At 34.6% G+C, this 23,879-nt stretch carries 20 protein-coding genes and 1 pseudogene; 16 read left to right on the top strand and 5 right to left on the bottom strand.

What is annotated here, in order from left to right; all coding sequences use genetic code 11:
- Window positions 1-85: 85 nt before the first annotated feature.
- Window positions 86-2,398, top strand: a pseudogene (locus tag ACFSAH_RS13105) (GH92 family glycosyl hydrolase).
- A gap of 294 nt (window positions 2,399-2,692) precedes the next feature.
- Here ACFSAH_RS13105 and ACFSAH_RS13100 read toward each other — a convergent pair.
- Window positions 2,693-4,483, bottom strand: a complete 1,791-nt coding sequence (locus ACFSAH_RS13100) for an ABC transporter ATP-binding protein (protein ID WP_379663199.1) — start codon at window positions 4,481-4,483, stop codon at window positions 2,693-2,695.
- Between the two features lie 213 nt (window positions 4,484-4,696).
- Here ACFSAH_RS13100 and ACFSAH_RS13095 point away from each other — a divergent pair, with 213 nt between their 5' ends.
- From ACFSAH_RS13095 to ACFSAH_RS13060, 8 genes are all read left to right on the top strand, one after another.
- Complete coding sequence (locus tag ACFSAH_RS13095) at window positions 4,697-5,785, top strand: Glu/Leu/Phe/Val family dehydrogenase (RefSeq protein ID WP_379663370.1); 1,089 nt, start codon at window positions 4,697-4,699, stop codon at window positions 5,783-5,785.
- Window positions 5,786-5,859: 74 nt separating this feature from the next.
- Window positions 5,860-6,801: a transcription antitermination factor NusB gene (gene nusB, locus ACFSAH_RS13090; protein ID WP_379663198.1), complete on the top strand. Its 942-nt coding sequence runs from the start codon at window positions 5,860-5,862 to the stop codon at window positions 6,799-6,801.
- A gap of 36 nt (window positions 6,802-6,837) precedes the next feature.
- The gene (locus ACFSAH_RS13085) at window positions 6,838-7,269 is read left to right on the top strand and encodes a DUF1573 domain-containing protein (protein ID WP_379663197.1); all 432 of its coding nucleotides are present in this window, start codon (window positions 6,838-6,840) and stop codon (window positions 7,267-7,269) included.
- 13 nt (window positions 7,270-7,282) lie between these two features.
- On the top strand, window positions 7,283-7,588 hold the full coding sequence (gene yajC, locus ACFSAH_RS13080; protein WP_379663196.1) for a preprotein translocase subunit YajC: 306 nt from the start codon (window positions 7,283-7,285) through the stop codon (window positions 7,586-7,588).
- A gap of 93 nt (window positions 7,589-7,681) precedes the next feature.
- Entirely contained in the window at window positions 7,682-8,629 is a 948-nt protein-coding gene (locus ACFSAH_RS13075; protein ID WP_379663195.1) for a YbbR-like domain-containing protein, read from the top strand.
- Between the two features lies 1 nt (window position 8,630).
- On the top strand, window positions 8,631-9,230 hold the full coding sequence (gene coaE, locus ACFSAH_RS13070; protein ID WP_379663194.1) for a dephospho-CoA kinase: 600 nt from the start codon (window positions 8,631-8,633) through the stop codon (window positions 9,228-9,230).
- Complete coding sequence (locus ACFSAH_RS13065) at window positions 9,217-10,155, top strand: exonuclease (RefSeq protein WP_379663193.1); 939 nt, start codon at window positions 9,217-9,219, stop codon at window positions 10,153-10,155. Before coaE ends, ACFSAH_RS13065 begins: the two co-directional genes overlap by 14 nt.
- Before the next feature lie 13 nt (window positions 10,156-10,168).
- Window positions 10,169-10,618 carry a MarR family winged helix-turn-helix transcriptional regulator gene (locus ACFSAH_RS13060; protein WP_379663192.1) on the top strand — a complete coding sequence of 150 codons (450 nt, stop codon included), beginning with the start codon at window positions 10,169-10,171 and terminating at the stop codon, window positions 10,616-10,618.
- Between the two features lie 89 nt (window positions 10,619-10,707).
- Here ACFSAH_RS13060 and ACFSAH_RS13055 read toward each other — a convergent pair whose 3' ends face one another.
- Genes ACFSAH_RS13055 through ACFSAH_RS13045 form a run of 3 tightly spaced genes read right to left on the bottom strand, consistent with a single transcriptional unit; the run spans window position 10,708 to window position 12,748 of the window.
- On the bottom strand, window positions 10,708-11,421 hold the full coding sequence (locus ACFSAH_RS13055) for a ZIP family metal transporter (RefSeq protein ID WP_379663191.1): 714 nt from the start codon (window positions 11,419-11,421) through the stop codon (window positions 10,708-10,710).
- A gap of 14 nt (window positions 11,422-11,435) precedes the next feature.
- Window positions 11,436-12,020 carry a phosphatase PAP2 family protein gene (locus tag ACFSAH_RS13050; RefSeq protein WP_379663190.1) on the bottom strand — a complete coding sequence of 195 codons (585 nt, stop codon included), beginning with the start codon at window positions 12,018-12,020 and terminating at the stop codon, window positions 11,436-11,438.
- On the bottom strand, window positions 12,017-12,748 hold the full coding sequence (locus ACFSAH_RS13045; protein ID WP_379663189.1) for an SAM-dependent methyltransferase: 732 nt from the start codon (window positions 12,746-12,748) through the stop codon (window positions 12,017-12,019). The genes ACFSAH_RS13050 and ACFSAH_RS13045 overlap by 4 nt, the downstream gene beginning before the upstream one ends.
- Window positions 12,749-12,873: 125 nt before the next feature.
- Between ACFSAH_RS13045 and ACFSAH_RS13040 the strand changes: the two genes are divergently transcribed.
- A complete protein-coding gene (locus ACFSAH_RS13040; protein WP_379663188.1) occupies window positions 12,874-14,007 on the top strand; it encodes a cysteine desulfurase family protein in 1,134 nt (377 codons plus the stop codon).
- Between the two features lie 137 nt (window positions 14,008-14,144).
- On the top strand, window positions 14,145-14,495 hold the full coding sequence (locus ACFSAH_RS13035) for an L-rhamnose mutarotase (protein ID WP_379663187.1): 351 nt from the start codon (window positions 14,145-14,147) through the stop codon (window positions 14,493-14,495).
- On the opposite strand, the gene ACFSAH_RS13030 is transcribed toward ACFSAH_RS13035, so the two are convergent.
- Window positions 14,492-15,394 carry a helix-turn-helix domain-containing protein gene (locus ACFSAH_RS13030; protein WP_379663186.1) on the bottom strand — a complete coding sequence of 301 codons (903 nt, stop codon included), beginning with the start codon at window positions 15,392-15,394 and terminating at the stop codon, window positions 14,492-14,494. The genes ACFSAH_RS13035 and ACFSAH_RS13030 overlap by 4 nt on opposite strands.
- Window positions 15,395-15,615: 221 nt before the next feature.
- On the opposite strand from ACFSAH_RS13030, the gene ACFSAH_RS13025 reads away from it, so the two are divergent.
- The 5 genes from ACFSAH_RS13025 to ACFSAH_RS13005 all read left to right on the top strand — a co-directional run bounded on the left by ACFSAH_RS13025 (window position 15,616) and on the right by ACFSAH_RS13005 (window position 23,811).
- Window positions 15,616-16,482, top strand: coding sequence for an AraC family transcriptional regulator (locus ACFSAH_RS13025; RefSeq protein WP_379663185.1), 867 nt, complete (start codon window positions 15,616-15,618; stop codon window positions 16,480-16,482).
- Between the two features lie 17 nt (window positions 16,483-16,499).
- Entirely contained in the window at window positions 16,500-18,902 is a 2,403-nt protein-coding gene (locus ACFSAH_RS13020) for a glycoside hydrolase family 3 N-terminal domain-containing protein (protein WP_379663184.1), read from the top strand.
- A gap of 104 nt (window positions 18,903-19,006) precedes the next feature.
- Window positions 19,007-20,656, top strand: a complete 1,650-nt coding sequence (locus ACFSAH_RS13015) for a hypothetical protein (protein WP_379663183.1) — start codon at window positions 19,007-19,009, stop codon at window positions 20,654-20,656.
- 12 nt (window positions 20,657-20,668) lie between these two features.
- The gene (locus ACFSAH_RS13010) at window positions 20,669-22,552 is read left to right on the top strand and encodes an alpha-L-fucosidase (RefSeq protein ID WP_379663182.1); all 1,884 of its coding nucleotides are present in this window, start codon (window positions 20,669-20,671) and stop codon (window positions 22,550-22,552) included.
- Window positions 22,553-22,605: 53 nt separating this feature from the next.
- Window positions 22,606-23,811 carry a glycoside hydrolase family 88 protein gene (locus tag ACFSAH_RS13005; protein WP_379663181.1) on the top strand — a complete coding sequence of 402 codons (1,206 nt, stop codon included), beginning with the start codon at window positions 22,606-22,608 and terminating at the stop codon, window positions 23,809-23,811.
- Window positions 23,812-23,879: the final 68 nt, after the last annotated feature.

The raw sequence follows: 23,879 nt of genomic DNA, 5'->3' as shown, positions 1-23,879 counted from the left end.
ATGATTTCATAAAACATTTAATACGGCACAAAACGATGTATATACGTTTAGAAATTAGATACGAGAAAGAAACAACAAATAATATATGAATTTAATCGTTAATTTTAGAAGGGCAGTAATTTTGTTATTTGCAATTATCAATATTACGTTGTCAGTTAGTGCACAAAATCAGAAAAATCCAGTCGAATATGTCAATACATTAGTTGGTACATTGTCGAAATTTGAACTATCTACAGGCAATACTTACCCAGCAATTGCATTGCCCTGGGGAATGAATTTTTGGATGCCGCAAACCGGAAAAATGGGAGATGGTTGGGCATATACTTATACTGCGGGTAAAATTTTAGGATTTAAACAAACTCATCAGCCTAGCCCTTGGATGAACGATTATGGTCAGTTTTCAATAATGCCTATGACAGGTAAGCCAGTTTTTGATCAGGAAAAAAGAGCCAGTTGGTTTTCTCATAAATCAGAGATTGCTAAACCTCATTATTATAAAGTTTATTTGGCAGATCATGATGTAACTACAGAAATAAGTCCGACCGAAAGAGCTGCAATTTTTAGATTTACTTTTCCTGAAACAGAAAATTCTTTTGTAGCAATAGATGCATTTGATAATGGTTCGTATGTGAAAATATTGCCAGAGCAAAACAAAATCATAGGCTATACTTCCAAAAACACTGGCGGTGTGCCGGATAATTTCAAAAACTATTTCGTTATAGTGTTTGACAAACCTTTTAACTATAAAGCCGCAGTGGGTGATAATGAAATTAAGAAAGGTTTGTTAGAGGCAAAAGAAAATCATGCAGGTGCAGTTATTGGGTTTTCTACCAAAAGAGGTGAGAAAGTACATGCAAGGGTAGCATCATCTTTTATAAGTTATGAACAGGCAGAAGTTAATCTCAGAGAACTAGGAAATAGCAGTTTTGACGAGGTTGTAGAAAAAGGTAAAAACATTTGGAATAACACATTGGGTAGAATAGAAGTTGAAGATGATAATATCGACAACTTACGTACATTCTATTCTTGCCTTTATCGCTCTGTCTTATTTCCCAGAAGTTTTTACGAAATAGATAACAAAGGGCAGATTCTTCATTATAGTCCATATAATGGGGAAGTTTTACCGGGTTATATGTTTGTAGACACAGGTTTTTGGGATACCTTCAGAAGTTTATTCCCATTTCTTAACCTGATATATCCTTCTATGAATGTAAAAATGCAATAAGGTTTAGTAAATGCATATAAAGAAAGTGGATTTCTTCCTGAATGGTCTAGTCCGGGGCATAGAGATATTATGGTAGGTAATAACTCAGCATCTGTGGTTGCTGATGCTTATTTAAAAGGGTTAAGGGGATACGATATCCAGATGCTTTGGGAAGCTGTAAAACATGGAGCTAACAATGTTCATCCTACAGTTTCAGCTTCTGGACGTAAAGGATTTGAAGAGTATAATAAATACGGATATATCCCTAATGATTTAGGAATCAGTCAAAGTGTAGCTCGTTCTTTGGAATATGCTTATGATGATTGGGCAATATATAAGTTGGGTAAAGCATTGGGTAAGTCAGAGTCTGAGATAAGTATCTACGCCAAACGGGCGATGAATTATAAAAAATTTTACGACCCTAAGTATAGATTAATGAGAGGTAAAAAAGCAGACGGAACCTTCCCTCAATATTTTGATGCTACAGATTGGAGTGGAGATTTTACAGAGGGAAACAGCTGGCACTATAGTTGGTCGGTGTTTCATGATCCGCAAGGGCTTATTGATTTAATGGGGGGAAACAGAGAGTTCAATGAAATGCTTGATTCGGTGTTCGTTGTTCCTGGTTCATTAGGAATGGAGAGCCGCTCTGTAATACATGAAATGCGTGAAATGCAGGTGGTAAATATGGGACAGTATGCACATGGAAACCAACCAATCCAACATATGCCATATTTATATAATTATTCGGCAGAACCGTGGAAAGCACAGTATTGGGTAAGAGAGATAATGCAGAAATTGTATTCTGCAACACCAGATGGCTATTGTGGAGACGAAGATAATGGACAAACCTCTGCTTGGTATGTTTTTTCTGCACTTGGATTTTACACAGTTTGTCCTGGGACAGATCAATATGTTTTAGGGTCTCCTTTATTTAAATCGGTCAAGCTTAATTTAGAAAATAGCAAATCTTTTGTTATTGAGGCTGGAAATAATAATTTAAATAAACGATATGTTAATTCTGTAAAATTAGATAGTAAAATTTATACTAAGAATTATCTGACGCATAAGGATATTATAAAAGGAGGGAAGGTGAGTTTTGAAATGTCAGAAACACCAAATTTAAAAAGAGGAATTTTGTCATCCGATAGGCCTTATTCTTTTACTAATGATGTAAAAGAGAAATCTTGGTGAGGGCCACTCTAGTATATCGATTAGTAATAATATGGCTCTTATGTATCTTGAATAACAAGTGTTATTCATATATGGCTATCTATAGACAAAAGTATGTGCATTTTTCTTCCATAAAGACGATAATAAGTGGTTAAATATAAGTATGGTAATGGGATAATGTTTTGTTTAAATAACGTGAGAGTTCGGAACGATTCAATTTTCCGAACTCCCGTTATTTATGAATTAAGTGAAACAATGGATGTGTTATGTGAGGTTTCTATATAGGTACGTACAGAGAGGGGTTGGGACAGTGTTTTATGAGTTAACAACCTCTTCGTCTAGTAATTGCTTCTCGTATAGTTCAAAATACGATCCCTTTTTTGCCATTAATTGCTGATGGTTACCTTCTTCAATAATTTTACCTTCATCAAGAACCAATATTTTATCCGCATTTTTAATGGTAGATACACGATGTGCTATGATGATACTGGTTCTGCCGTCCATTATTCTGCCCAGATTTTTAAGAATAGCTTCTTCTGTTTTAGTGTCTACAGCAGATAAGCTATCATCAAAAATCAGAAGCTTAGGTTCGTTAATTATTGCTCTTGCAATAGATACGCGTTGTTTTTGTCCGCCGGAAAGTGTGATACCTCGTTCACCAATATAAGTTTCAAACTTTTGATCAAACTCCATGATATTGTTGTAAACAGAAGCATTTTTAGCTGCATTTTCAACTTTTTGCATATCAAGCAGATCCTGTCCGAAAGCAATGTTATTAGCAATAGTGTCAGAGAATAAAAAAACTTCCTGAGGAACAAAACCAGTTTGCGCTCTATAATTATAGAGGTTAATATCTTTGATATTCTTTCCATCCATAAAAATATCGCCCTCGTTTACATCATACATTCTTAATATCAGGTTCGCTAATGTAGATTTTCCAGAACCGGTTTTTCCTATAATGGCTAGTATTTCCCCAGCCTTAACTTTAAAACTTATATTATCTATGGCTTTTATACCTGTATCAGGATAGGTAAAAGTTACCTTGTTAAATTCTATGTCGCCTTTAAGATTGAGCTTATCATTATTATAATTTATAATTTCAGGTTCGGTTTTAAGAAACGCATTGATTCTTTTTTGCGAAGCTGCGGCTCTTTGTACTAAAGAAGTTACCCAGCCCAAAGACGAAACAGGAAAAGTTAACTGATTAACATATACAATAAATTCGGCAATATTCCCGGCTGTAATTTTTCCCTCCATCACATCAATACCACCCACGTAAACTGTTATAATGGTGCTTAGGCCAACCAGTAATAACATTATAGGATAAAATAAAGCTTGAATTTTAACCAAACTCATAGAGTCGTGTTTGTACGATTCACTTTCATTGGCAAAACCATTACGTATATTTTTTTCCTGAGTGTATGCTTTTATGACACGAATACCCGAAAAAGATTCTTGAACATAGGAGGATAACGTACTAAGTCTTTCCTGTATTTTCTCACTCTTAACATGGATTTTATTATGAACCCTGTAGATAATCAGTGCTAGAATAGGTAAAGGAGCTATACTTAAGATGGTTAGTTTAACATTTACGTTAACCATGGCCACTATAACCAAAATAAATAATACAACAGTATTTATGGTATACATGATTGCAGGACCAATATACATTCTTACACGGCTAACATCTTCGGTAACCCTGTTCATTAAATCTCCGGTATTATTTCTTCTGAAAAAGGCCAGATTAAGCTTTTGGTAATGATTGTATATTTCGTTTTTAAGATCGTATTCAATGTGTCGGGATGTCAAAATGATGGTTTGTCGCATGAAAAAAAGTAAAATACCTCTCACTAATGCTAGTAATAATACCAAAGCCCCAAAGAAAAGCAGACTGCTTGCGAAAATTTTATATAATATTTCCTGCCTGTCAAATTGTTGGAAAAGTTTATATAGGGCAATGTTTTCATTCACCAGATCTAGTGCTAACCTGATAATTTGAGCAGGTATTACCGCAAAAAAATTAGAGGTAATTACAAAAAACACACCCGGAATTAATTTCCATTTGTATTTGAGGAAGAACTTATTGAGGTAGGCTAAATCTTTCATTTTAAATCACGACAAAGTTAGTTTATTTCGGCTGATAAAATGCCTGAACAAAAAAACTAGTGAATAAAAATAAGGTTTTATGGACTAAGAATTCTTTAAAGAAATGTAAAAATTTACGGAAGTGAAGCGATATACGCTCAACAGATAGAATAATCTGGGTGAATTTTCAAAAAATTACATACTTTTGTGACTTATAAATTATTCAGAGATACTATGTCGTCAATCCGTTTTGAAGAAAGTTCAGTGTTCAATCAATTGGCTTCTTTTGAGCATCAACAAGTGGTTTTTTGTCATGATGAAGATACAGGGTTGAAAGCTATTATAGCCATTCACAATACAGTTTTAGGTCCGGCGTTAGGCGGGACAAGAATGTGGTCTTACGAAACAGAAGCCGAAGCTTTGTATGATGTTTTGCGACTTTCGAAAGCAATGACCTATAAAGCTGCGATTACAGGGTTGAATCTGGGAGGTGGAAAAGCTGTTATTATTGGAGATAGCCGAAACGATAAATCAGAGGTGTTGATGCGTAGATTTGGGCGTTTTATCGAAAACCTTAACGGATCTTTTATTACTACACAAGATGTTGGTACAAGCCCTAAAGATATGGAGTTTATCCGTATGGAAACTAAATATGTTACGGGTGTTCCCGAAGTTATGGGCGGGGCAGGAGATCTTTCGCCGGTAACGGCAAAAGGAGTTTATATGGGGATAAAGGCATCTATTAAAGAGATGTTTGGTACAGATTCTTTAGCAGGAAGAAGTATTGCAGTACAGGGAACCGGACATGTAGGCGAACATTTGGTTAACTTGCTAAGGGTAGAGAATGCTAAAGTTTATGTGAGCGATATTAGTGAGGAAAGAATGATTAGAGTAGCTAAGAAATATGGCGCAGAAGCTGTAAACAACAATAACTTGTTTGATATAGATTTTGACGTTTATGCACCATGTGCGTTAGGAGCTACGGTAAACTCTGAGACCATTAATAAAATGAAATGCTCTATCATTGCCGGATCTGCAAATAACCAATTAGCAGATGATAAACGTGATGGTAAATTGTTACTGGATAAAGGAATATTATTTGCACCGGATTATTTGATTAATGCAGGTGGCTTGATTAACTGTTATTCTGAGCTGGAAGGTTATTCTAAAAAAAGGACTATGCAACTGGCAGAGAAAATTTACGATGCAACTTTACAGGTGCTTAAAAAATCAAAACAGGACAATATTCCTACAAACATAGCTGCGGATATGATTGCAGAAAAAAGGATACAGGATATTAAGAAGATAAAATCTTCATTTTAAAAAAGTAAAACATTAAAAATAAATATCAAAGTAATATTACAAAGGTTTATACCATCATCGTTCTTTAAAAATTTATGTTAAATAGAAGGCATCTAAGAGTAAAAGTAATGCAAACGCTATATGCGTATTTACAATCAGAGGGAAGTGATTATAAGAAACAGGAGAAAAACTTGCTTTCTAGTGTAGACAAGGTATACGAAATGTATATCGGTTTACTGGCATTAATTAATGATGTGGTACAATATGCTGAAATAGACGCTGAAGATAGAGCTAATAAGCATTTACCATCTGCAGAAGACCTGAATCCGAATCTGAAGATATTAGATAATTTGTTTATCAAAATGCTTCTGGAGAGTGACGAGTACATACAGGCTATAAAAAAATACAAAGTTTCCTGGGATTTTGACCCTGAATTGGCGCGGTCACTTTTTGCTACATTGAAAGCTTCGCCAGAATATAAAGAATATCTGGAAACCGAAGGGCATACTCTTCATGATGATAAGGAAATCATCAAGTTTATTTTCAAAAAAGTAATTCTGAAGTCTGAGTTAGCGCAGAATGCACTTGAAGAAAAACATATTAACTGGCAGGTAGACCATGATGTTTTAAAGGCTATGATTGCCAAAACATTAAAAAACTTCGATGATGTAAACGGAGATGCCAAATTAGCCCAAATAAGTTCGAATTGGGTGGAAGATAGAGAGTTTATCATAGATCTTTTTCATAAAACTTTGGCCAATGAAGCTTCTTTTAAAGAAATGATTGCCGGGAAAACAAAAAACTGGGAAGCGGATAGGATTGCGATGATGGATACCCTGATTATGAAAATGGCGTTGGCCGAACTAATTTATTTCTCAAGTATACCGGTAAAAGTTACCATTAACGAATATCTTGAAATAGCAAAAGAATTTAGTACACCAAAAAGTAACGTGTTTATTAATGGTATTTTGGACAAGATTTTAGAAGATTTACAATCTCAGAACAAAATAAGGAAATACGGAAGGGGCTTGATATAATCTATAATCGTATATTTATCATCAAAATAAAAGTAAATGAGAAAGTATATTTTAGTTGTGGCGGGCGTAATTATCTTTAGCGCATGTAACAACAATAATCAAAAAACATCAGAACAAACTGATACAGTAACAAATAATGTTGTTGATGCAGCAGAAGCACCGGTTATTAAATTTACTAATGATGTTTATGATTTTGGGAAAATACAAGAGGGACAAAAAGTTTCTTACGATTTCGAATTCGTGAACGAAGGAAAATCCCCTTTGATTATATCAAACGCAACAGCTACTTGTGGTTGTACCGTTCCTGAAAGGCCAACAGAGCCAATTGCACCGGGCGCAAAAGGAAAAATAAGTGTTGTGTTTAACAGTGCCGGGAAATCTGGTTTACAGGATAAAGCAGTAACCATTACAGCGAATACAATACCTGCCGAAACTCAAGTTCGTTTAATAGGAGAAATAGTTAAATAATAATTTAGATAATATGTTGTTAAATTTTGTATTGCTACAAGCAGCAGCTAGCGGAATGATGAATTTTCTGCCAATGCTTTTGATTATAGTGGTTTTCTACTTTTTTATGATTAGACCACAAATGAAAAAAGCAAAAGACCATAAAAAGTTTGTTGCCGAACTTAAAAAAGGAGATAAAGTTATAACTACTGCAGGTATACATGGTAGAATTGTAGATATGAATGAAACTACTGTTGTTTTAGAAACAGAAGGCGGTGGTAAAATTCGTTTCGACAAGAACGCAGTTTCTTTAGATTCATCTAAAGGATTAAACGGATAGTTTTTTAAGATTTTTTTTAAAATGCCACTTTGTGAAATAACAAGTGGCATTTTTTATTTCACAAATATTGCGGAAATTGTACTTTTAAAGACGATGGCAATAATTAAGCTTTCATTAGGGGAACGGAAAAGAATAAGTATGTTTTTTACATGCATACTCTTAGCTTTTGGAGCATGGGTTTTTTATTCCCTTTCCATGAAGTATGATTATAGTGTAAAAACAATAGCTACTTTTAAGAGCTTACCACAGAATAAAGCTTTTTACCCTTTACAATCAGATACTGTTGTTCTGACGGTAGAAGGTACAGGTTGGCAGCTTTTATTTAATAAGTTGGGTAATTCAATATCAGAAATAAAAGTTGATTTAAGCTCTTTAGAGCGTCGTAATTTTGTAAGTATAAAAGAACAGTTAGGGCCTATTAACGAACAGTTTTTTTCTAACCAAAAGGTTATAAAAGCACAACCCGATACTTTGTTTTTTGATTTTGCAGCAAGAAAAGTAAAGCGAGTTCCTATTCGTTTAGTTTCAGATCTTACCTATAAAAAACAGTTTGGACAGTCTAAAGAAATTTTGTTGAAACCATCGCATGTAACGGTAACGGGACCGGGAGATATGTTGAAAAAGATAGACCATTGGGATACTGATACTTTTACAGCAAGGAGTATAGAGAGATCTGTATATTCGAATGTAAGCTTAAAAAAATCCATAGATGCAAACGTAAGCGTGTTTCCAAATAATGTAGAGCTTAGAATTAACGTAGAAGAATTTACAGAAAAAGAACTGGAAATTCCTATTAAAGTTGTGAATAATACAAAAGGTTACGGTGTGAAATTGGTGCCGTCCAGTGTTAAGGTGTATACCATGTCTTCACTTTCTGATTATAACAGTATATCAGATGAAACTATAACGGCAACTGTAGATCTGGCTTTATGGAAAGATAAGAATGCAATCAGGCTGCCGGTTATTATACATAATAGAAATCCGTTTGTTAAAGTAAGCAGACTGTTTCCGCAACAAGTGGATTTTATGATATCTAAATAAAATGATAAAAGTTGGAATAACAGGAGGTATTGGAACCGGAAAAACCACAGTGTCAAAGATTTTTGCTCTTTTGGGTGTCCCGGTTTATAATGCAGATATTGAAGCTAAACGTTTGATGCATGACAGTAATGAAATTAGAGAAAAGCTATTGTCAGCTTTTGGAGAAGAGGCTTATACACCAGATCAAAAACTAAACAATAAGTATATAGCACAGATTGTATTTAATAATCCGGACAAATTGAGGCAATTGAATGAAACAGTTCATCCTGTTGTGATTAATGATTTTGTTGAATGGAGCAATAGACAAAACACTTTTTATGTATTAAAAGAAGCTGCATTGCTATTTGAAAGCAAATCCTATCTTGAAAACGATTATAATTTATTGGTGTCGGCACCTGTTGAAACCAGAATAGCAAGAGTAATGAAAAGAGATGGAGTTAGTAGAGAAGAGGTTTTGGCGAGAATAAATAAGCAGATGCCCGAAGAACAAAAAGAGCAACTGGCAGATTATATTATCAAAAACGATGAAACGGAATTTTTGATCAATCAGGTTTTAAATATCCATGAAAATATATTGAAAGGCATAGATGGTAAAAAGTGATTTTCTGGAACTGAGACCAGAAGGGCTTTATTGTCCTTACGGTAAGTTTTACATAGATCCGCAGGTGGGTGTAAAAGATGCAGTGGTTTCTCATGCCCATGCAGATCATGCGGTTGCAGGAAATATCAATGTGTATTGTACGGCCTTTACGCAGTCTGTTATGCAATTACGTTATAAAAAGCAGTCTGCTCAAAGTTTTAATGTTGTTAGTTTTTTTGAGAAATTTGAGCTTAACGGTATAGAGATAACATTTTATCCTGCAGGACATATATTAGGTTCTGCGATGATACTTTTAGAACATGAAGGCATAAAATATCTGTATACAGGAGATTATAAATTACAGCCGGATGAGACTTGTGAACAGTTGGTTGTACCTCAGGCAAACGTATTAATTACAGAAAGTACCTTTGCAAACCCTAATACAAAGCATCCATCCGCAGATGAGGAAATTAAAAAACTAAATACTATAGACTCTAATATTTTATTAGGGGTATATGGTTTGGGAAAAGCCCAAAGAATAACCGCTTTAATTAATCAATATTGTCCAGAGAAAACGGTACATGTACATTATTCTATTTATCCCATACATCAGTTGTACAAACAGTTTGGGAGAGATCTGGGGAAATATGAGTTATATAATAGAAAGTCATTGAAACAAGCTGTCACCAATCAGGTTTATTTAGTGCCACCTATGACTTTTAGAAGTTACAGAGGAGCAAGGGGAGTTGCTAAGGTTTTTGCTTCTGGTTGGGATGATTTACAAAGAGGAAATGACTTATCTTTGTATATATCAGATCATGTTGATTGGGATGATATATTAACAACAGTAGATAAAGTACAGCCCAATCAGGTATGGACTTTGCATGGAGATGGCAAACAGCTTCAAGCTTATTTTAAAAATAAATTGGAAGTTGTTATTTTATAAATTATAAATAGGGATGGAATTGGAAAAGGAAATAACGACGAAAAAGTTTGAGAGTAGTTATAATAAAGCATTTGTAAATGTAATTTATACCTACGGTTGGATAAGCAATTACCTGAAAAATGAATTGGATAAATACAATCTGACTCAACAACAATTTAATGTGTTGAGGATTTTAAGAGGTCAGCAACCCCATCCAGCCACGGTAAATCTTATTAAAGAAAGAATGTTGGATAAAATGTCTGATGCTTCCAGAATAGTAGACCGTTTAGTTGCTAAAGGTTTAGTGAATCGTAAAGTATGTGAAGCAGATAGAAGAGCCGTAGATATTACCATTAGCCAACAAGGACTGGATTTGCTTTTGCAAATTAAGTTGGATGAATCTATCCAAGCTACATTAAGTCAGAATCTAACAGAAAAAGAGGCAGCACAATTAAGTGATCTTTTAGATAAAATGAGAGGTTGATGATTGGCACCTTAATAATTTTTAAAAGATTAAGGTGCCAATGATATAATCAAAAGTTATTTGCTAATCAGTTTTTTTTGCAGATAAAGTTAGTGCTGATGTAAGAAAAATCCCAGTAAAGCAATTAAAGTACCGGCAATAACCGCAAAAGTTTTTTTAATAGAAAACTTATGGTCAACGCTGGCTTCAAATAAAATTGTTGTAGAGATGTGTAGAAAAATACCAATTACAATTCCCATAATGTATTGGTAATAAGTAGTGTCTATTACACTTCCGCTTTTTAGAATAAAACTAAAAGCGTATCCCATTGGGGCCATCAATGCAAATAATATCAATAAAGCTAAAGTTTTAGGTTTGCTGACATGATTGCTTAATAATACGCTTCCCAATGCAAATGCTGCGGGAATATGGTGTATGGCAATTCCAAAAACCAAATGGTTCTGCTCTCTGGATGTCAGCGGCATTCCTTCTAAAAAAGCATGAAGGCAGAGACTAATCATAATTCCCCAAGGAAAAGCAGCACCATGATTATGGGTATGAATGTGACCATGTTCAATACCTTGCGAGAATTGTTCCAGTAAGATTTGAAGAATAAATCCGACTAAAATAAACAAGCCTACATAATGGTTGTGAGATTCGTAAACATCCGGTAGTAAGTGTAATACTGTAATGCCAAAAAGGTAAGCACCACTGAAAGAAAGTATAAGTTTTAATCTTTGGGGATTGTCTTTCTTTATAAAAAAGACAGATAATCCACCCAATAAAGCACCTGCAGTGAGTATAAAAACGAATAGGTAATTCATAAGTTTTATGTTCCTTAATTTAGATTAGATTTTTGTTCCTGAAATCCAATATATTTCATAAACAATCTGGCAAAAATATATCCTATTAATGATCCGTATAAAGCACCAACTGTTATATCTATGGGATAGTGTACACCAACATATACCTGAGCAAAAGATATGGATGCAGCCCAAATTATACCTATGGTCATAATAGGTTTCCATCTTCTATAGAAAATACCAATCAAAAATACAGCTATAGCAAAATGATCTGTAGCATGGGTTGATGGAAAACTTTTTCCAGATCCACAAGTTACTCTGGCTATCATCTGGGGTTTTACCCATTCGTCGTTGCAGGGTCTTAAACGATCGAACGTTGGTTTTAATACTTTGGCACTGGTAAAGTCAGCAAAACCTACACATGCGCTTAAAAAAAGAATAATATATAATCCTTTAATCCGGTATTTCCAGGTACAAAAAGCAATAATAAATATATATAAAGGAATCCATACATATTTGTTTCTAAGAATTGGCATCAGCCAATCAAAAAATCCGTTTGCTAAACTTTTATTGACAAAGAAAAAGATTTCCTGATCAAAGTGGATAATTTGGTCTATCATATTTTCTTACATACAAAAATAAGCCGGTCAGATTTGTTGACATCAAAATCGTTAAGATGGTAATCTCCGAAAATCAGGTCAATCTCAAGTCCTGATTGGGCAAAAAGTTTTTTGAAATCCTCTAATTTAAAATCTCTGACTTCCTCTTTAAAAGCAAACGAGTTGTTTTCGGCTTCAAAGTCTATAGTTTTAACTATTTTTCCATTGATTACACTTCTGGTAATATGAAAGTCTATACCATCAACATGTTTTACTTCTCTTTCAACCAGGTTGTTGATTATTTTCTGACTGTTCATATAATCCAATACCAGTTTTCCGTCTTTTTTTAAAGATTTAGCAAAAGCAGAAAGCGCACTGATATGCTCTTTTTCGGTATTAAAGTACCCAAAACTGGTAAAAAGATTAAGTGCGAAGTCAAAATAATTGATGAAAAGTAGTTTTCGCATATCGTGAACAAAGAAATGTAATTTCTCGTTCTCAAATTGTTTAGCATATTTAATGCTATTGAAAGATAAGTCTATTCCGGTTACGTCAAACCCTTTCTTGTTAAGATAAATGGAATGACGTCCTTTACCACAAGCAATGTCCAGCATTTTAGCATCAGTAGAGGGTTTTAACGATGCGCAAAGATTATCTATAAATAGTTCAGCCTCTTCTTTGTCTCTTTGTTTATAAAGTATATGATAATATGGCGAATTAAACCAACTTTGGAACCACTCTTTAGACATATCAAAAATTAAAATGTAAAGTGCAAATATAGTTATTTAGGAATTTTACATTGCATTTAATACTTTTCAGAAATGCAAATACATTAAATATGTAATTTTGTGACAAAATTTTAAAAATTGATTTTATGACAAGAGTATATTTAGACAATGCAGCAACTACACCGTTAGATAAAGAGGTAATGAAAACTATGCTCGATGTTATGGAAAACAATTTTGGAAATCCCTCCTCTATACATGCGCATGGCAGAGAAGTAAGGACTATTGTAGAGCGGGCAAGAAAAAGTATTGCGAATTTATTAAATACAGCTCCCGCAAATATATTTTTTACTTCGGGAGGTACCGAAGCGGATAATACAGCTATTAGAAGATCTGTTCAGGATTTGGGAATAAAACATATTATTACTTCTCCTTTGGAGCATCATGCAGTATTACACACTGCGGAAATGTTGGGGAAATACCACGATATAAAAATAAGCCACGTAAATATAGACGCAAAGGGAAATATAGATTATAACCATTTAGAGGAATTGTTAGCTGCTAATTCTAATACTTTAGTTTCTTTAATGCATGCCAACAACGAGATTGGTACATTAACAGATATTGAAAGAGTAGGCGAGTTATGTGAGCAATATGAAGCTATTTTCCATTGCGATACAGTGCAAACCATAGGACATTATAAACACGATTTAAGTAAGTTAAAAGTTCACTTTATTGCTTGTTCTGCACATAAAATCCATGGACCCAAAGGTTCGGGTTTTATTTATGTAAATCCAAAAGTAAAGATAAATCCAATGATCTATGGTGGTGCGCAGGAAAGAAATATGCGTGGTGGAACGGAAAATATTTACGGGATTGCCGGACTGGCGAAAGCATTAAGTATTGCCTATGAAAATATGGATGAACATCATCAACATATTCAAACTTTAAAAGATTATATGAAAAAACGGTTGATGGAGGAGATTGAAGGTGTAACTTTTAATGGCGAAACAGCAGCAGATAAAAGCTTGTACACTGTGTTAAATGTGTGCTTCCCCGAAATGGATATGGCAGATATGCTTTTATTTAACTTAGATATCAGTGGGGTTTCCGCATCTGGAGGAAGTGCCTGCTCATCAGGAACTAATATAGGGTCGCATGTGCTTACAGCTATAGGATCTAGTCCTGATAAGCCTTCAGTACGTTTTTCTTTTTCCAAAAACAATACTAAAGAAGAGATTGATTATGTTGTAACTAAGGTGAAAGAGATTTATAAGAGTTAACATCCTATAATATCTTTAGAAGACAGCTTATGAAAATTGCCAATTATGCTTAATAATTGGATGATTTGGCAAAATTTTTTATTCGTCTAAATGTGTTACTTGCTTAAAGTAAAAAAAGAACTTTCTAAGCATAGACGATGAAAAAATACTGTTTGGCTCTCGATTTAGTAGATGATCCGGATTTAATTAAAGAATATACAGCATGGCATGAAAGGGTATGGCCGGAGGTTTTAGATAATATTCGTTTATCAGGTGTTTTAAACATGGAAATATACCGTTATAAAACACGTTTGTTTATGATTATGGAAACCGAAGATTTGTTCTCTTTCGAAAGAAAAGAAATTTTAGACATGAGCAGCTCTAGGGTACAGGAGTGGGAAAGAATTATGTGGAAATACCAAAAAGAAATGCCTGGAGCAAAACAGGGGGAAAAGTGGGTGTTAATGGAGAAAATATTTTCCCTGACAGAGATAGAGGAAGAACATTAATTCATAGTCAGACGTTTTTTGTAATAAACCGGTGTTATATTCATTATTTTCTTGAAAGTTTTGGAAAAATGATGCCGGTCAAAAAAACCACATTCAAAAGCTATTTCGTCAATGGTTTTGTCGGTATGGTGCATAATGCTACAGGCATTTTCAATTTTAACCTTAATAACATATTGCTGAACAGATATCCCCGTACTTATTTTAAATAATCTGGAAAATGAGTTAACAGCCATACTGGCCTTTTCAGCAAGCTCTTCATTCGTGATTTTTAATTTGAAATTTTTTTCAATAGTGCGCATTGCGGAAAATACCCTATGGTCAATAGTTTCATATTTCCAGGTATCGTTTTTAAGGTGTAGTAAGGATGACGTAATTAATTGTTTGATCTGAAGACATTCGTTAAAATTAAAAACAGTATCGTCTTTACAGGATTTTTGAATGTTGGATATCATATTGTAAGTATACTCGGAACAAGGAATCAGGTTAACACCTTTCTTTGCAAAATCGAGAGGGAAACCTAAAGAAAAATGAATAAATAAATGGTCTACTTTATGATCTCTGGTAATACTTTCAATACTTTCATTGTTTCGGAATTTTCTGCCAGATATACTTTCCTCAGTGTGGTTTCGGTTTTCTTTTAATTGTGTGGCAAAAGACGTGTTTGGAGGTATTATTACAATGGAACCTTTTTTCATGTCAATAATGTGATTCTCGTAAATAATTTTTGCACCTTCTATATTGTTGTGATATATTCTCCAGAAAGGTACAGATAGATCATTACATTCCCATTCATCCAATACCCAGTACCGGCAACATAAAAGTTTAATATTTACATCATTAAATACCTGGATGATCTCTGAAGGGTCTCTTTTGGTTTTTTCGGTTACTTTTTCTTTCATGATATGTTTGTTTTGTACATATAATTGGATGATATGTATATACCAAAAATGAAATAAGATTGTGTACTTTACATTAATCAATTATAGGCAATAAAGAACAATAAATCTATAGCTTAAAATTATAGCGAAAATTTTAAAGAACCTAATTAAAATTGGGGTTTGTATTTATTTGCCTAGTTTTTAGTTGATTGGATATTGTTTAACCTTTAAAATGAATTGAAATGAAACCGCAATTGCTTAAAGTATCTATGGGTCCTGCTCAATCATTTAGTGTACGTCAGGATTTTCAGCCAGTAATGAATAATAAATGGCATTACCACCCGGAAGTTGAACTTATACATTTTAACAAGGGTTTTGGTACTCAATTTATAGGTGATAGCATTACCTGTTTTGAGCCAGGAGATATTCTTTTAATAGGCCCTAATTTACCTCATTATTGGAAGTTTGAAGAGACAATTCTTGAGGATGTTCCGGAAGAAGCAGATATTAGAGTAGCACATTTTTCAGAAAACTTCCTTGGAAACTTATTTTTGAACTTACCAGAAAATAAAGCCATTAAAGATATCCTCGAAAAATCAAAAAGAGGAATTAGGGTGATTAACGGGGATAGAAAAAAAATATCAGAATTAATGGGGCTTATGCTAGGCTCATCGGGAACAGAACGTATTATTTACCTTATACAAACTTTGTTGGAGATTGCTCGTTGCAGCCATATAGATGTTTTGTCATCATTAGGTTTCGCTTATAATAAAGAAGAGGTAGAAAGGGATAGGATAAACGATATTTATGAATATACTTATGCAAACTTCAGGAATAAGATAAACCTGGAAGAAATTTCGGATATAGCCAGAATAAGTCCGAACTCTTTTTGCAGGTATTTTAAATCACGGACACAAAAAACATACTCTCAGTTTTTAATGGAAATTAAAGTAGGTCAGGCTTGTAGGTTGCTTATAGATAATAAAATGAACATAAAACAAGTTTGTTATGAAAGTGGGTTTAATAATTTTGCCAGTTTCCATAAATGTTTCAAAAGTATAACTGGGAAGAGTCCATTAAACTATCAACGGGAATACGCTACCGTTTAAGAAAAAACAGGAAAAAGATGAATGTAATAACAAATCCTTTAAAATTATCAATATTAACCTTTTTATTATTTATAGCCGGAAAAACCTCTGCTCAAAAACAGGGAATCTATAAAAAAGACTGGATAGATTTTAATAAAAATGGAGTTAAAGATATATATGAGGATCAGAAACAGCCTGTCGAAAAGCGAGTGGAGGATTTGTTGTCTAAAATGACTGTTGAAGAAAAAACAAACCAGACAGCAACATTGTATGGTTATGGAAGGGTTTTGAAAGATGAAATGCCCACTAGTGAGTGGAAAAATGCAATTTGGAAAGATGGGATTGCCAATATAGATGAAGCATTAAATAGCTTACCAAATAATAAAAAAGCCCAGACACAATATTCATATCCGTATAGTAAGCATGCTTCTGCAATTAATACCCTGCAAAAATGGTTTATAGAAGAAACGAGATTAGGAATACCTGTTGATTTTACGAATGAAGGAATACATGGGCTTTGTCACGATAGGGCAACACCTTTTTGTGCACCCATAGGTATTGGTAGTACGTGGAACAAAGATTTGGTAAGACAAGCTGGTGAAATAGTAGGAAGAGAAGCTAAAGCATTAGGTTACACCAATGTATATACGCCTATTTTGGATTTAGCCAGAGATCCCAGGTGGGGTAGAGTAGTGGAATGTTATGGAGAAGATCCTTTTCTTGTTGGCGAGTTAGGAAAAAACATGGTGTTAGGTATGCAAAGTAAAGGGATAGCTTCTACATTAAAGCATTATGCAGTATATAGTGTGCCCAAAGGAGGAAGAGATGGGAATGCCAGAACAGATCCACATGTGGCCCCAAGAGAATTACATCAACTATATCTTTATCCGTTTAAAAAGGTGATAGAAGAGGCCCATCCTATGGGTATCATGAGTAGCTATAACGATTGGGATGGGGTACCTGTAAGCGGCAGCTACTATTTTCTGACAGAGCTATTAAGAAAAAAATACGGGTTTAACGGGTATGTAGTTTCAGATAGCGAAGCTGTAGAATTCATCGCTTCGAAACACAGAGTTGCTAAAGATTTTAAAGAAGCGTCTGTTATAGCTTTAAAAGCCGGTTTAAATGTATGGACAAATTTCAGGCAGCCAGATAATTATATAAACAATCTAAGGGCATCGGTAGGGGATGGTTCTTTAGATATGGAAACGTTAGACCAGCGGGTAAGAGAAGTGCTAACAGTAAAGTTTAGGTTAGGGCTTTTTGATAAACCCTATATAGAGAACCCTTCTGTATCCGATAAACAAGTGCAAACTCCAAGTGATAAGCAATTTGCAGATCAGATGAATAAAGAGTCTATCGTATTGTTGAAAAATACAAATAACTTTTTACCCTTAGACAGAAGTAAAAAACAAACTATTTTGGTAACCGGTCCATTGGCAACCGAGACTGGTTATATGATTAGTAGATACGGGCCATCCAATAATCCTACTATTTCGATTTTAGATGGAATTAAACAATTTAAGTCAAATGCTATAGTGGACTATGCCAAGGGATGCGAAATTGTTAATGAAGGATGGCCGGGGTCAGAAATTATAGATGCAGATATTACGGACAAAGAACAAGCAGCTATAGACGAGGCAGTTTCAAAAGCTAAAAATGCAGATGTGATTATTGCGGTAGTAGGCGAAAATGAAAAAATAGTGGGCGAGAGTCTTTCCCGGACAAGTTTGAATATTCCTGGCAGGCAGTTAAATTTGCTGAAAGCTTTGCATGGCACCGGTAAACCGGTTGTTATGATATTGGTAAATGGCAGACCGCTTACCATAAATTGGGAAAATCATTACCTGAATTCTATTCTTGAAACGTGGTTTTTGGGACCTTCTGCAGGAAAAGTTGTAGCTGAGACTGTTTTTGGAGATTACAACCCCGGAGGAAAATTACCGGTTACATTTCCAAAATCAATTGGTCAGATAGAGCTTAATTTTCCATTTAAGCCAGGTTCTCATGCTAATCAACCTTCTTCCGGAGATAACGGTTATGGAAAATCCAGAGTTAACGGTGCTTTATATCCCTTTGGTTATGGACTAAGTTATACTACTTTTTCGTATGCCGATTTAAAGCTTAACTTTTCTAATGCAGATAGTATCTCAGCAAGTTTTGTCCTAACAAATACCGGAAAAAAAGACGGCGATGAGGTAGTACAATTGTATTTTAAAGATATGATAAGTAGTATTATAACTTACGATACACAGTTAAGAGCATTTGAACGTATTCATTTAAAGGCCGGAGAAACTAAAAGTGTTACCTTAAAATTTGCCAGAAAAGATTTGGCGATTTTGGATAAAGATATGAATTGGACAGTGGAACCGGGAGATTTTGAAGTTTTGATAGGAAGTTCTTCCGAAGATATCAGATTAAAAGAAAGATTTACGCTATAAAAGCCAAAAATGTGATAATCAAAAGCCAATAAAGTTTAATATATTTTTATTTAAAAACGTTTAATTGCAAAAAAATAAAGTCTAACCAATTAATGCTTTTTTGTATGAAAAACGTATTCAATATTTTGACATTTATTTTTTTTATATGTTTTTTACAAGCATGTAAAAAAGATAAAAATAAGGAGGAAGAGGTAGTTGTTATTCCACCTAAAGAAGATTCAGGGGCAGAGGAGCCAATTTCTACGGCTTTGGTATATGTGAAAAATGATGGGAAATTAGGATACAACTTTTTTGCGAATGAAGGGGAAAGCAGTAAAATAAATCAGATTCCTGATTTTTCAATGGCCGGGTATAAAGGAGGGGGTGTTAAGCTTCCTAATGCTACAGAGGTGAAAATTACCTTAACACCAGTTGTCGGAGATAATTTAAACCAGATTCAGAATGCTATTACACAGGTTCAGGCTATGTCGGCAAACAGCGAAGGAATAAGAGGGGTTATATTGTTAAAGGCAGGCGTATATGAAGTTAGTAATACTATTAATATCACAAAAAGTGGTGTAATACTCAGAGGAGAAGGACAGGGGAATAATGGAACTATTTTAAAAGCCACTAAAAAGTCTCAGCATACACTAATAGATATATCTGGAGTAGCTGTAACAACTTCCAGAGTATTAAATAAAATTACGACACCTTATGTTGCAACAGGAAAGAAAGGGTTTAAAGTTGCTTCCAGTTCAGGAATAGCAGTAGGAGATCGCATAGCTATTTACAGAACACCTAACGAACAGTGGATAACAGATTTGGATATGGCACAGTATGGTTGGACGGCAAATAGCTATAATATAGATTTTGAAAGAAAAGTGACAGGAATAGTAGGAGATAGTCTGATTTTAAATGCACCCATTGTAGATCCAATGCAAACTAAGTATGGTGGAGGATCTATTTATAAATTGAACCCTCATCAACGTATTACTCAGGTGGGGATAGAGGACATCAGACTCTCGTCTGTATACGTTTCTGAAGAAGATGAAGAACATGGGTGGATAGCTGTAGAATTAAATAATGCAGAAAACTGTTGGGTAAAAGGAGTGACAGCTTTGTATTTTGGGTATTCAGCAGTAAGTATCAGTTCCAATTCTCACTACAATACTGTAGAAGACTGTGCTATGCTGGATCCAAAATCAGTGACAACAGGTAGTAGAAAATATTCTTTCAATTTAGAGGCCGGAGCCAGCTTTAATCTGTTTCAACGATGCTTTGCTAAAGGAGGTAGGCATGATTTTGTGACAGGTTCAAGAGTTCCAGGACCCAATGTGTTTTTAGATTGTGTTGCTATTGAAACCAACGCAGATGCTGGGCCTCATCATAGATGGGCAACAGGACTTCTGTTAGATAATATTTCCTGCGGACAATTACAGGTACAAAATAGAAAAGCCATGGGATCAGGGCATGGTTGGGCTGGTGCACAAACATTATTCTATAATTGCCGTTCTACCAAGTCTAACATTAAAGTAGAAAGTCCAAAAGGAGCCATGAATTGGGGAATTGGCTGCATAGGGCTGACAAAAAATGGGACCGGTTTTTGGGAAAGTTGGGGAGTGCCTGTGCAACCAAGAAGTATCTATTTAGCCCAGTTGAAAGATAGGCTAGGGGGCGCAGCAGTTGAAAATACAACTATTCCGGCTCAAAGAACGGGGAATATAGATCAATTATTAAAAGCCTGGGCAGGTAATGGAAAATTACAAGCGAATTAATTTTTAGAATATATGCAGATAAGAATGTTTTTGTCTTCAATAGCACTTGCAGCTATATCTCTGTCAGTTTCTGCACAAGATGCTGGAGATGAAGATCGTTTTATGAGTAATCTGACTTCAGCAACTATGGATAAAAAAGCCATAGAAGAAGCGCAAAATGGATGGTGGAAAACATCTATGATAGGTAAAGAAGAGCGTATTAAATGGTGGCGAGAAGCTAGATTTGGTATGTTTATTCACTGGGGAGTTTATTCAGAAGCTGGCGGAGAATGGAAAGGTAAAGAAGTAGGAGGCTATGCAGAACATCTGATGCGTAAAGAAAAAATCAGTCGTAAAGATTATTTGGAACTAGCATCTAAATTTAATCCCACAAAGTTTAATGCAGATGAATGGGTGAAATCAGCTAAAGCAGCAGGAATGCATTATATGATAGTTACTGCAAAGCACCATGATGGTTTTGCTATGTATCCTTCATCCGTTTCTGATTTCGATATAGCGCATCAGACCCCGTTTAAAAGAGATCCCATGGCAGAATTAGCTGCTGCATGCAAAAAGTACGGTTTAAAATTTGGCTTTTATTATTCACATGCTTTTGATTGGGAGCATCCCGATGCCCCGGGAAATGATTGGGAGTATAATAATCCTGGGGGAGACAAGAATCTGTTTGGTGGTAGAAACTGGTTTGATGCCCATCCGGAACTCATACCCAAAGTGCAAAAATATGTAAACGATAAATCAATTCCACAGATTAAAGAACTGATAAAAAAATACCATCCGGATATATTATGGTTTGATACACCTCATAAACTTCCATTTTCTGAAAATCTAAGAATACTAAAAGCAATCAGAGAAACAGATCCTAATATTGTGGTTAATGGAAGGTTAGCAAGAAACTCAAACGGAAATTTTGGAGATTATGCAAATACAGCAGATAGACCTGCAGAGTTTTTTCCAGTAATTGGAGACTGGGAAGCTATTCCCACTACCAATGAATCTTATGGTTATAGTAAGTTTGATAATAGCCATAAATCAGCCAGTCATTTTATTCAATTGCTGGCAAATGGAGTATCAAGAGGAGGAAATATCTTAATGAATATTGGTCCAAAAGGAGATGGGACTTTTGATCCTAAAGACCAGAAAATTTTAGATAGTATAGGGATATGGATGAAGAAATATGAAAGCTCTATCTATAAAACTACAGCATCGCCTCTTCCACTGCAAAGTTGGGGAGCAATAACACAAAAAGATCAATCATTATACCTACATATTTTCAATTGGCCTAAAAATAATAAGCTACTAATAGGAGGTTTACAAAGCAGCTTAAAGAAAGTTTACAACATGGCAGATGTTCATAAGAAAGCTTTGAAAATCACCACAGAGAAAGATCTAACATATATTTTATTACCTGACCAATCATTTGACCGTGTAGATGCCGTTCTGGTGGCCGAATTTACAGAACCTATAAAATCTGAGGGAATCAGGTATATAGATCAAAATATGGAAAATAGGTTATTGGCTTTTGATGCGAAGCAGCACGGGAAAGGATTCGGTTTTGGAGATGGAAAAACAAATCGTTTTTATGTACATGGTTGGAAAAGAATGGATCAAAACCTATCATGGACATTTAATAATGTAAGTACAACCAAATATAAAATGACCTTAACATATATAGCAGATAAGGATGAAGGAGGTGAGATTAATATTAAGCTAGGTAATCTGAATATCAATAAAAAAATAGATTCAGCAAAAAACTTGGGTAAACCTGTTAGCCTAGATGTAGGAGAAGTTTTGTTAACCCAAGGAACCCATACTCTGGTTATTAATCCTGTAGAGATTAAAGGAACCGAATTAATTCGGATTTTAGAAGTTGATTTAAAACCAACAAAAACAAACTAGCTTACGTAAAAGCAAGGTACATTAACGCCATATTAAACTTAAAAATTACATTGATGATGCTAAAAAGACTAAAGATTAGTTTTGGTTGGGTTTTCTTATTGTTTATGTTGGTTGGGAAATCGGAAGGAAAGGCTCAGGTAAACTTAAAAAAAGAAGTGAAGCAGGCAGAAGAACAAACTGTTTTTATGCTTAAAGATATTGATGAAATTAAGAAAACCAATGAAAGTAAAGGCTGGGTAGCCCCCAGAACGTTAGAAAATGGAGTGCTTAAACTGGTTCCATCACGGGATTGGACTAGTGGATTTTTTGCGGGAGAACTCTGGTATCTTTACGATCTGACTAAAAAAGCAAACTGGAAAATAGTGGCCGACCAATATACCCGTTTGCTTGAAAAAGAAAAAGATAATAATAAAACCCACGATATGGGGTTTAAGATATATTGTAGCTATGGAAATGCTTATCGGTTAACAGGAGACGAATATTATAAAAATGTGATTGTTCACTCGGCAAAAACGTTAGCCACAAGATATAGTCCCAAAGTAAAGGCTATAAGATCCTGGGACCATAATAGTCAAAAGTGGGCTTTTCCGGTAATCATAGACAATATGATGAATTTAGAACTCTTGTTTGAAGCAACTAAACTTACAGGAGATTCAATTTATCATAAAATAGCGGTAGATCATGCAAATACAACTCTTGAAAATCACTTCAGAAAAGACTATAGCAGTTATCATGTGATAGGCTATGACCCGGAAACAGGTAAAGTACTCCAAAGAAATACACATCAGGGATATAGTGATGAATCTGCCTGGGCCAGAGGACAAGCGTGGGCAATTTATGGTTATACTATGTGTTACAGATATACCAGTGATAAAAAATATTTACAACAGGCAGAAAATGTAGTTAATTATGTTTTTACACACAAAAATATGCCCGAAGATCTTATTCCATTTTGGGATTTTGATGCACCGGATATTCCAAACGAGCCAAGGGATGTTTCAGCAGCAACTGTTATTGCTTCAGCCCTGTTGGAATTGTCTGGTTATAGTGTACAGCAAAAGGAGTATATCAAAAAAGCAAATGTTATTTTATCTAATATAAGCAAACATTATACTTCGAAACCGGGGGGGAATCGGGGTTTTATTTTATCTTATAGTACAGGTTCCAAACCTTCTAATCTGGAAGTAAATGTTCCGTTAAGTTATGCAGATTATTATTATCTCGAAGCCTTAAATAGATACAGAATAATCAGTAAATAAGTATAAAATTTATGCTTTGCTAAAATAGCTTAATAAAACGCCAATATCTTGATGTTTTTGGCCGGAGC

Source organism: Pseudopedobacter beijingensis (genome assembly GCF_042678145.1).
Taxonomy (GTDB): domain Bacteria; phylum Bacteroidota; class Bacteroidia; order Sphingobacteriales; family Sphingobacteriaceae; genus Pseudopedobacter; species Pseudopedobacter beijingensis.
The sequence above is the reverse complement of the archived record's forward strand: the minus strand, read 5'-3'. Positions and strand labels throughout refer to the sequence as shown.

Excerpts from the sequence above, each read along its gene's own strand:
- nusB (WP_379663198.1), top strand. The coding sequence starts at position 5,860 with ATGTTAAATAGAAGGCATCTAAGAGTAAAAGTAATGCAAACGCTATAT.
- ACFSAH_RS13050 (WP_379663190.1), bottom strand. The coding sequence starts at position 12,020 with ATGATAGACCAAATTATCCACTTTGATCAGGAAATCTTTTTCTTTGTC.
- ACFSAH_RS13030 (WP_379663186.1), bottom strand. The coding sequence starts at position 15,394 with ATGAAAGAAAAAGTAACCGAAAAAACCAAAAGAGACCCTTCAGAGATC.
- ACFSAH_RS13085 (WP_379663197.1), top strand. The coding sequence starts at position 6,838 with ATGAGAAAGTATATTTTAGTTGTGGCGGGCGTAATTATCTTTAGCGCA.
- ACFSAH_RS13015 (WP_379663183.1), top strand. The coding sequence starts at position 19,007 with ATGAAAAACGTATTCAATATTTTGACATTTATTTTTTTTATATGTTTT.
- ACFSAH_RS13100 (WP_379663199.1), bottom strand. The coding sequence starts at position 4,483 with ATGAAAGATTTAGCCTACCTCAATAAGTTCTTCCTCAAATACAAATGG.
- ACFSAH_RS13060 (WP_379663192.1), top strand. The coding sequence starts at position 10,169 with ATGGAATTGGAAAAGGAAATAACGACGAAAAAGTTTGAGAGTAGTTAT.
- ACFSAH_RS13075 (WP_379663195.1), top strand. The coding sequence starts at position 7,682 with ATGGCAATAATTAAGCTTTCATTAGGGGAACGGAAAAGAATAAGTATG.
- ACFSAH_RS13055 (WP_379663191.1), bottom strand. The coding sequence starts at position 11,421 with ATGAATTACCTATTCGTTTTTATACTCACTGCAGGTGCTTTATTGGGT.
- ACFSAH_RS13040 (WP_379663188.1), top strand. The coding sequence starts at position 12,874 with ATGACAAGAGTATATTTAGACAATGCAGCAACTACACCGTTAGATAAA.
- ACFSAH_RS13020 (WP_379663184.1), top strand. The coding sequence starts at position 16,500 with ATGAATGTAATAACAAATCCTTTAAAATTATCAATATTAACCTTTTTA.
- coaE (WP_379663194.1), top strand. The coding sequence starts at position 8,631 with ATGATAAAAGTTGGAATAACAGGAGGTATTGGAACCGGAAAAACCACA.
- ACFSAH_RS13035 (WP_379663187.1), top strand. The coding sequence starts at position 14,145 with ATGAAAAAATACTGTTTGGCTCTCGATTTAGTAGATGATCCGGATTTA.
- ACFSAH_RS13010 (WP_379663182.1), top strand. The coding sequence starts at position 20,669 with ATGCAGATAAGAATGTTTTTGTCTTCAATAGCACTTGCAGCTATATCT.
- yajC (WP_379663196.1), top strand. The coding sequence starts at position 7,283 with ATGTTGTTAAATTTTGTATTGCTACAAGCAGCAGCTAGCGGAATGATG.
- ACFSAH_RS13005 (WP_379663181.1), top strand. The coding sequence starts at position 22,606 with ATGATGCTAAAAAGACTAAAGATTAGTTTTGGTTGGGTTTTCTTATTG.
- ACFSAH_RS13025 (WP_379663185.1), top strand. The coding sequence starts at position 15,616 with ATGAAACCGCAATTGCTTAAAGTATCTATGGGTCCTGCTCAATCATTT.
- ACFSAH_RS13065 (WP_379663193.1), top strand. The coding sequence starts at position 9,217 with ATGGTAAAAAGTGATTTTCTGGAACTGAGACCAGAAGGGCTTTATTGT.
- ACFSAH_RS13095 (WP_379663370.1), top strand. The coding sequence starts at position 4,697 with ATGTCGTCAATCCGTTTTGAAGAAAGTTCAGTGTTCAATCAATTGGCT.
- ACFSAH_RS13045 (WP_379663189.1), bottom strand. The coding sequence starts at position 12,748 with ATGTCTAAAGAGTGGTTCCAAAGTTGGTTTAATTCGCCATATTATCAT.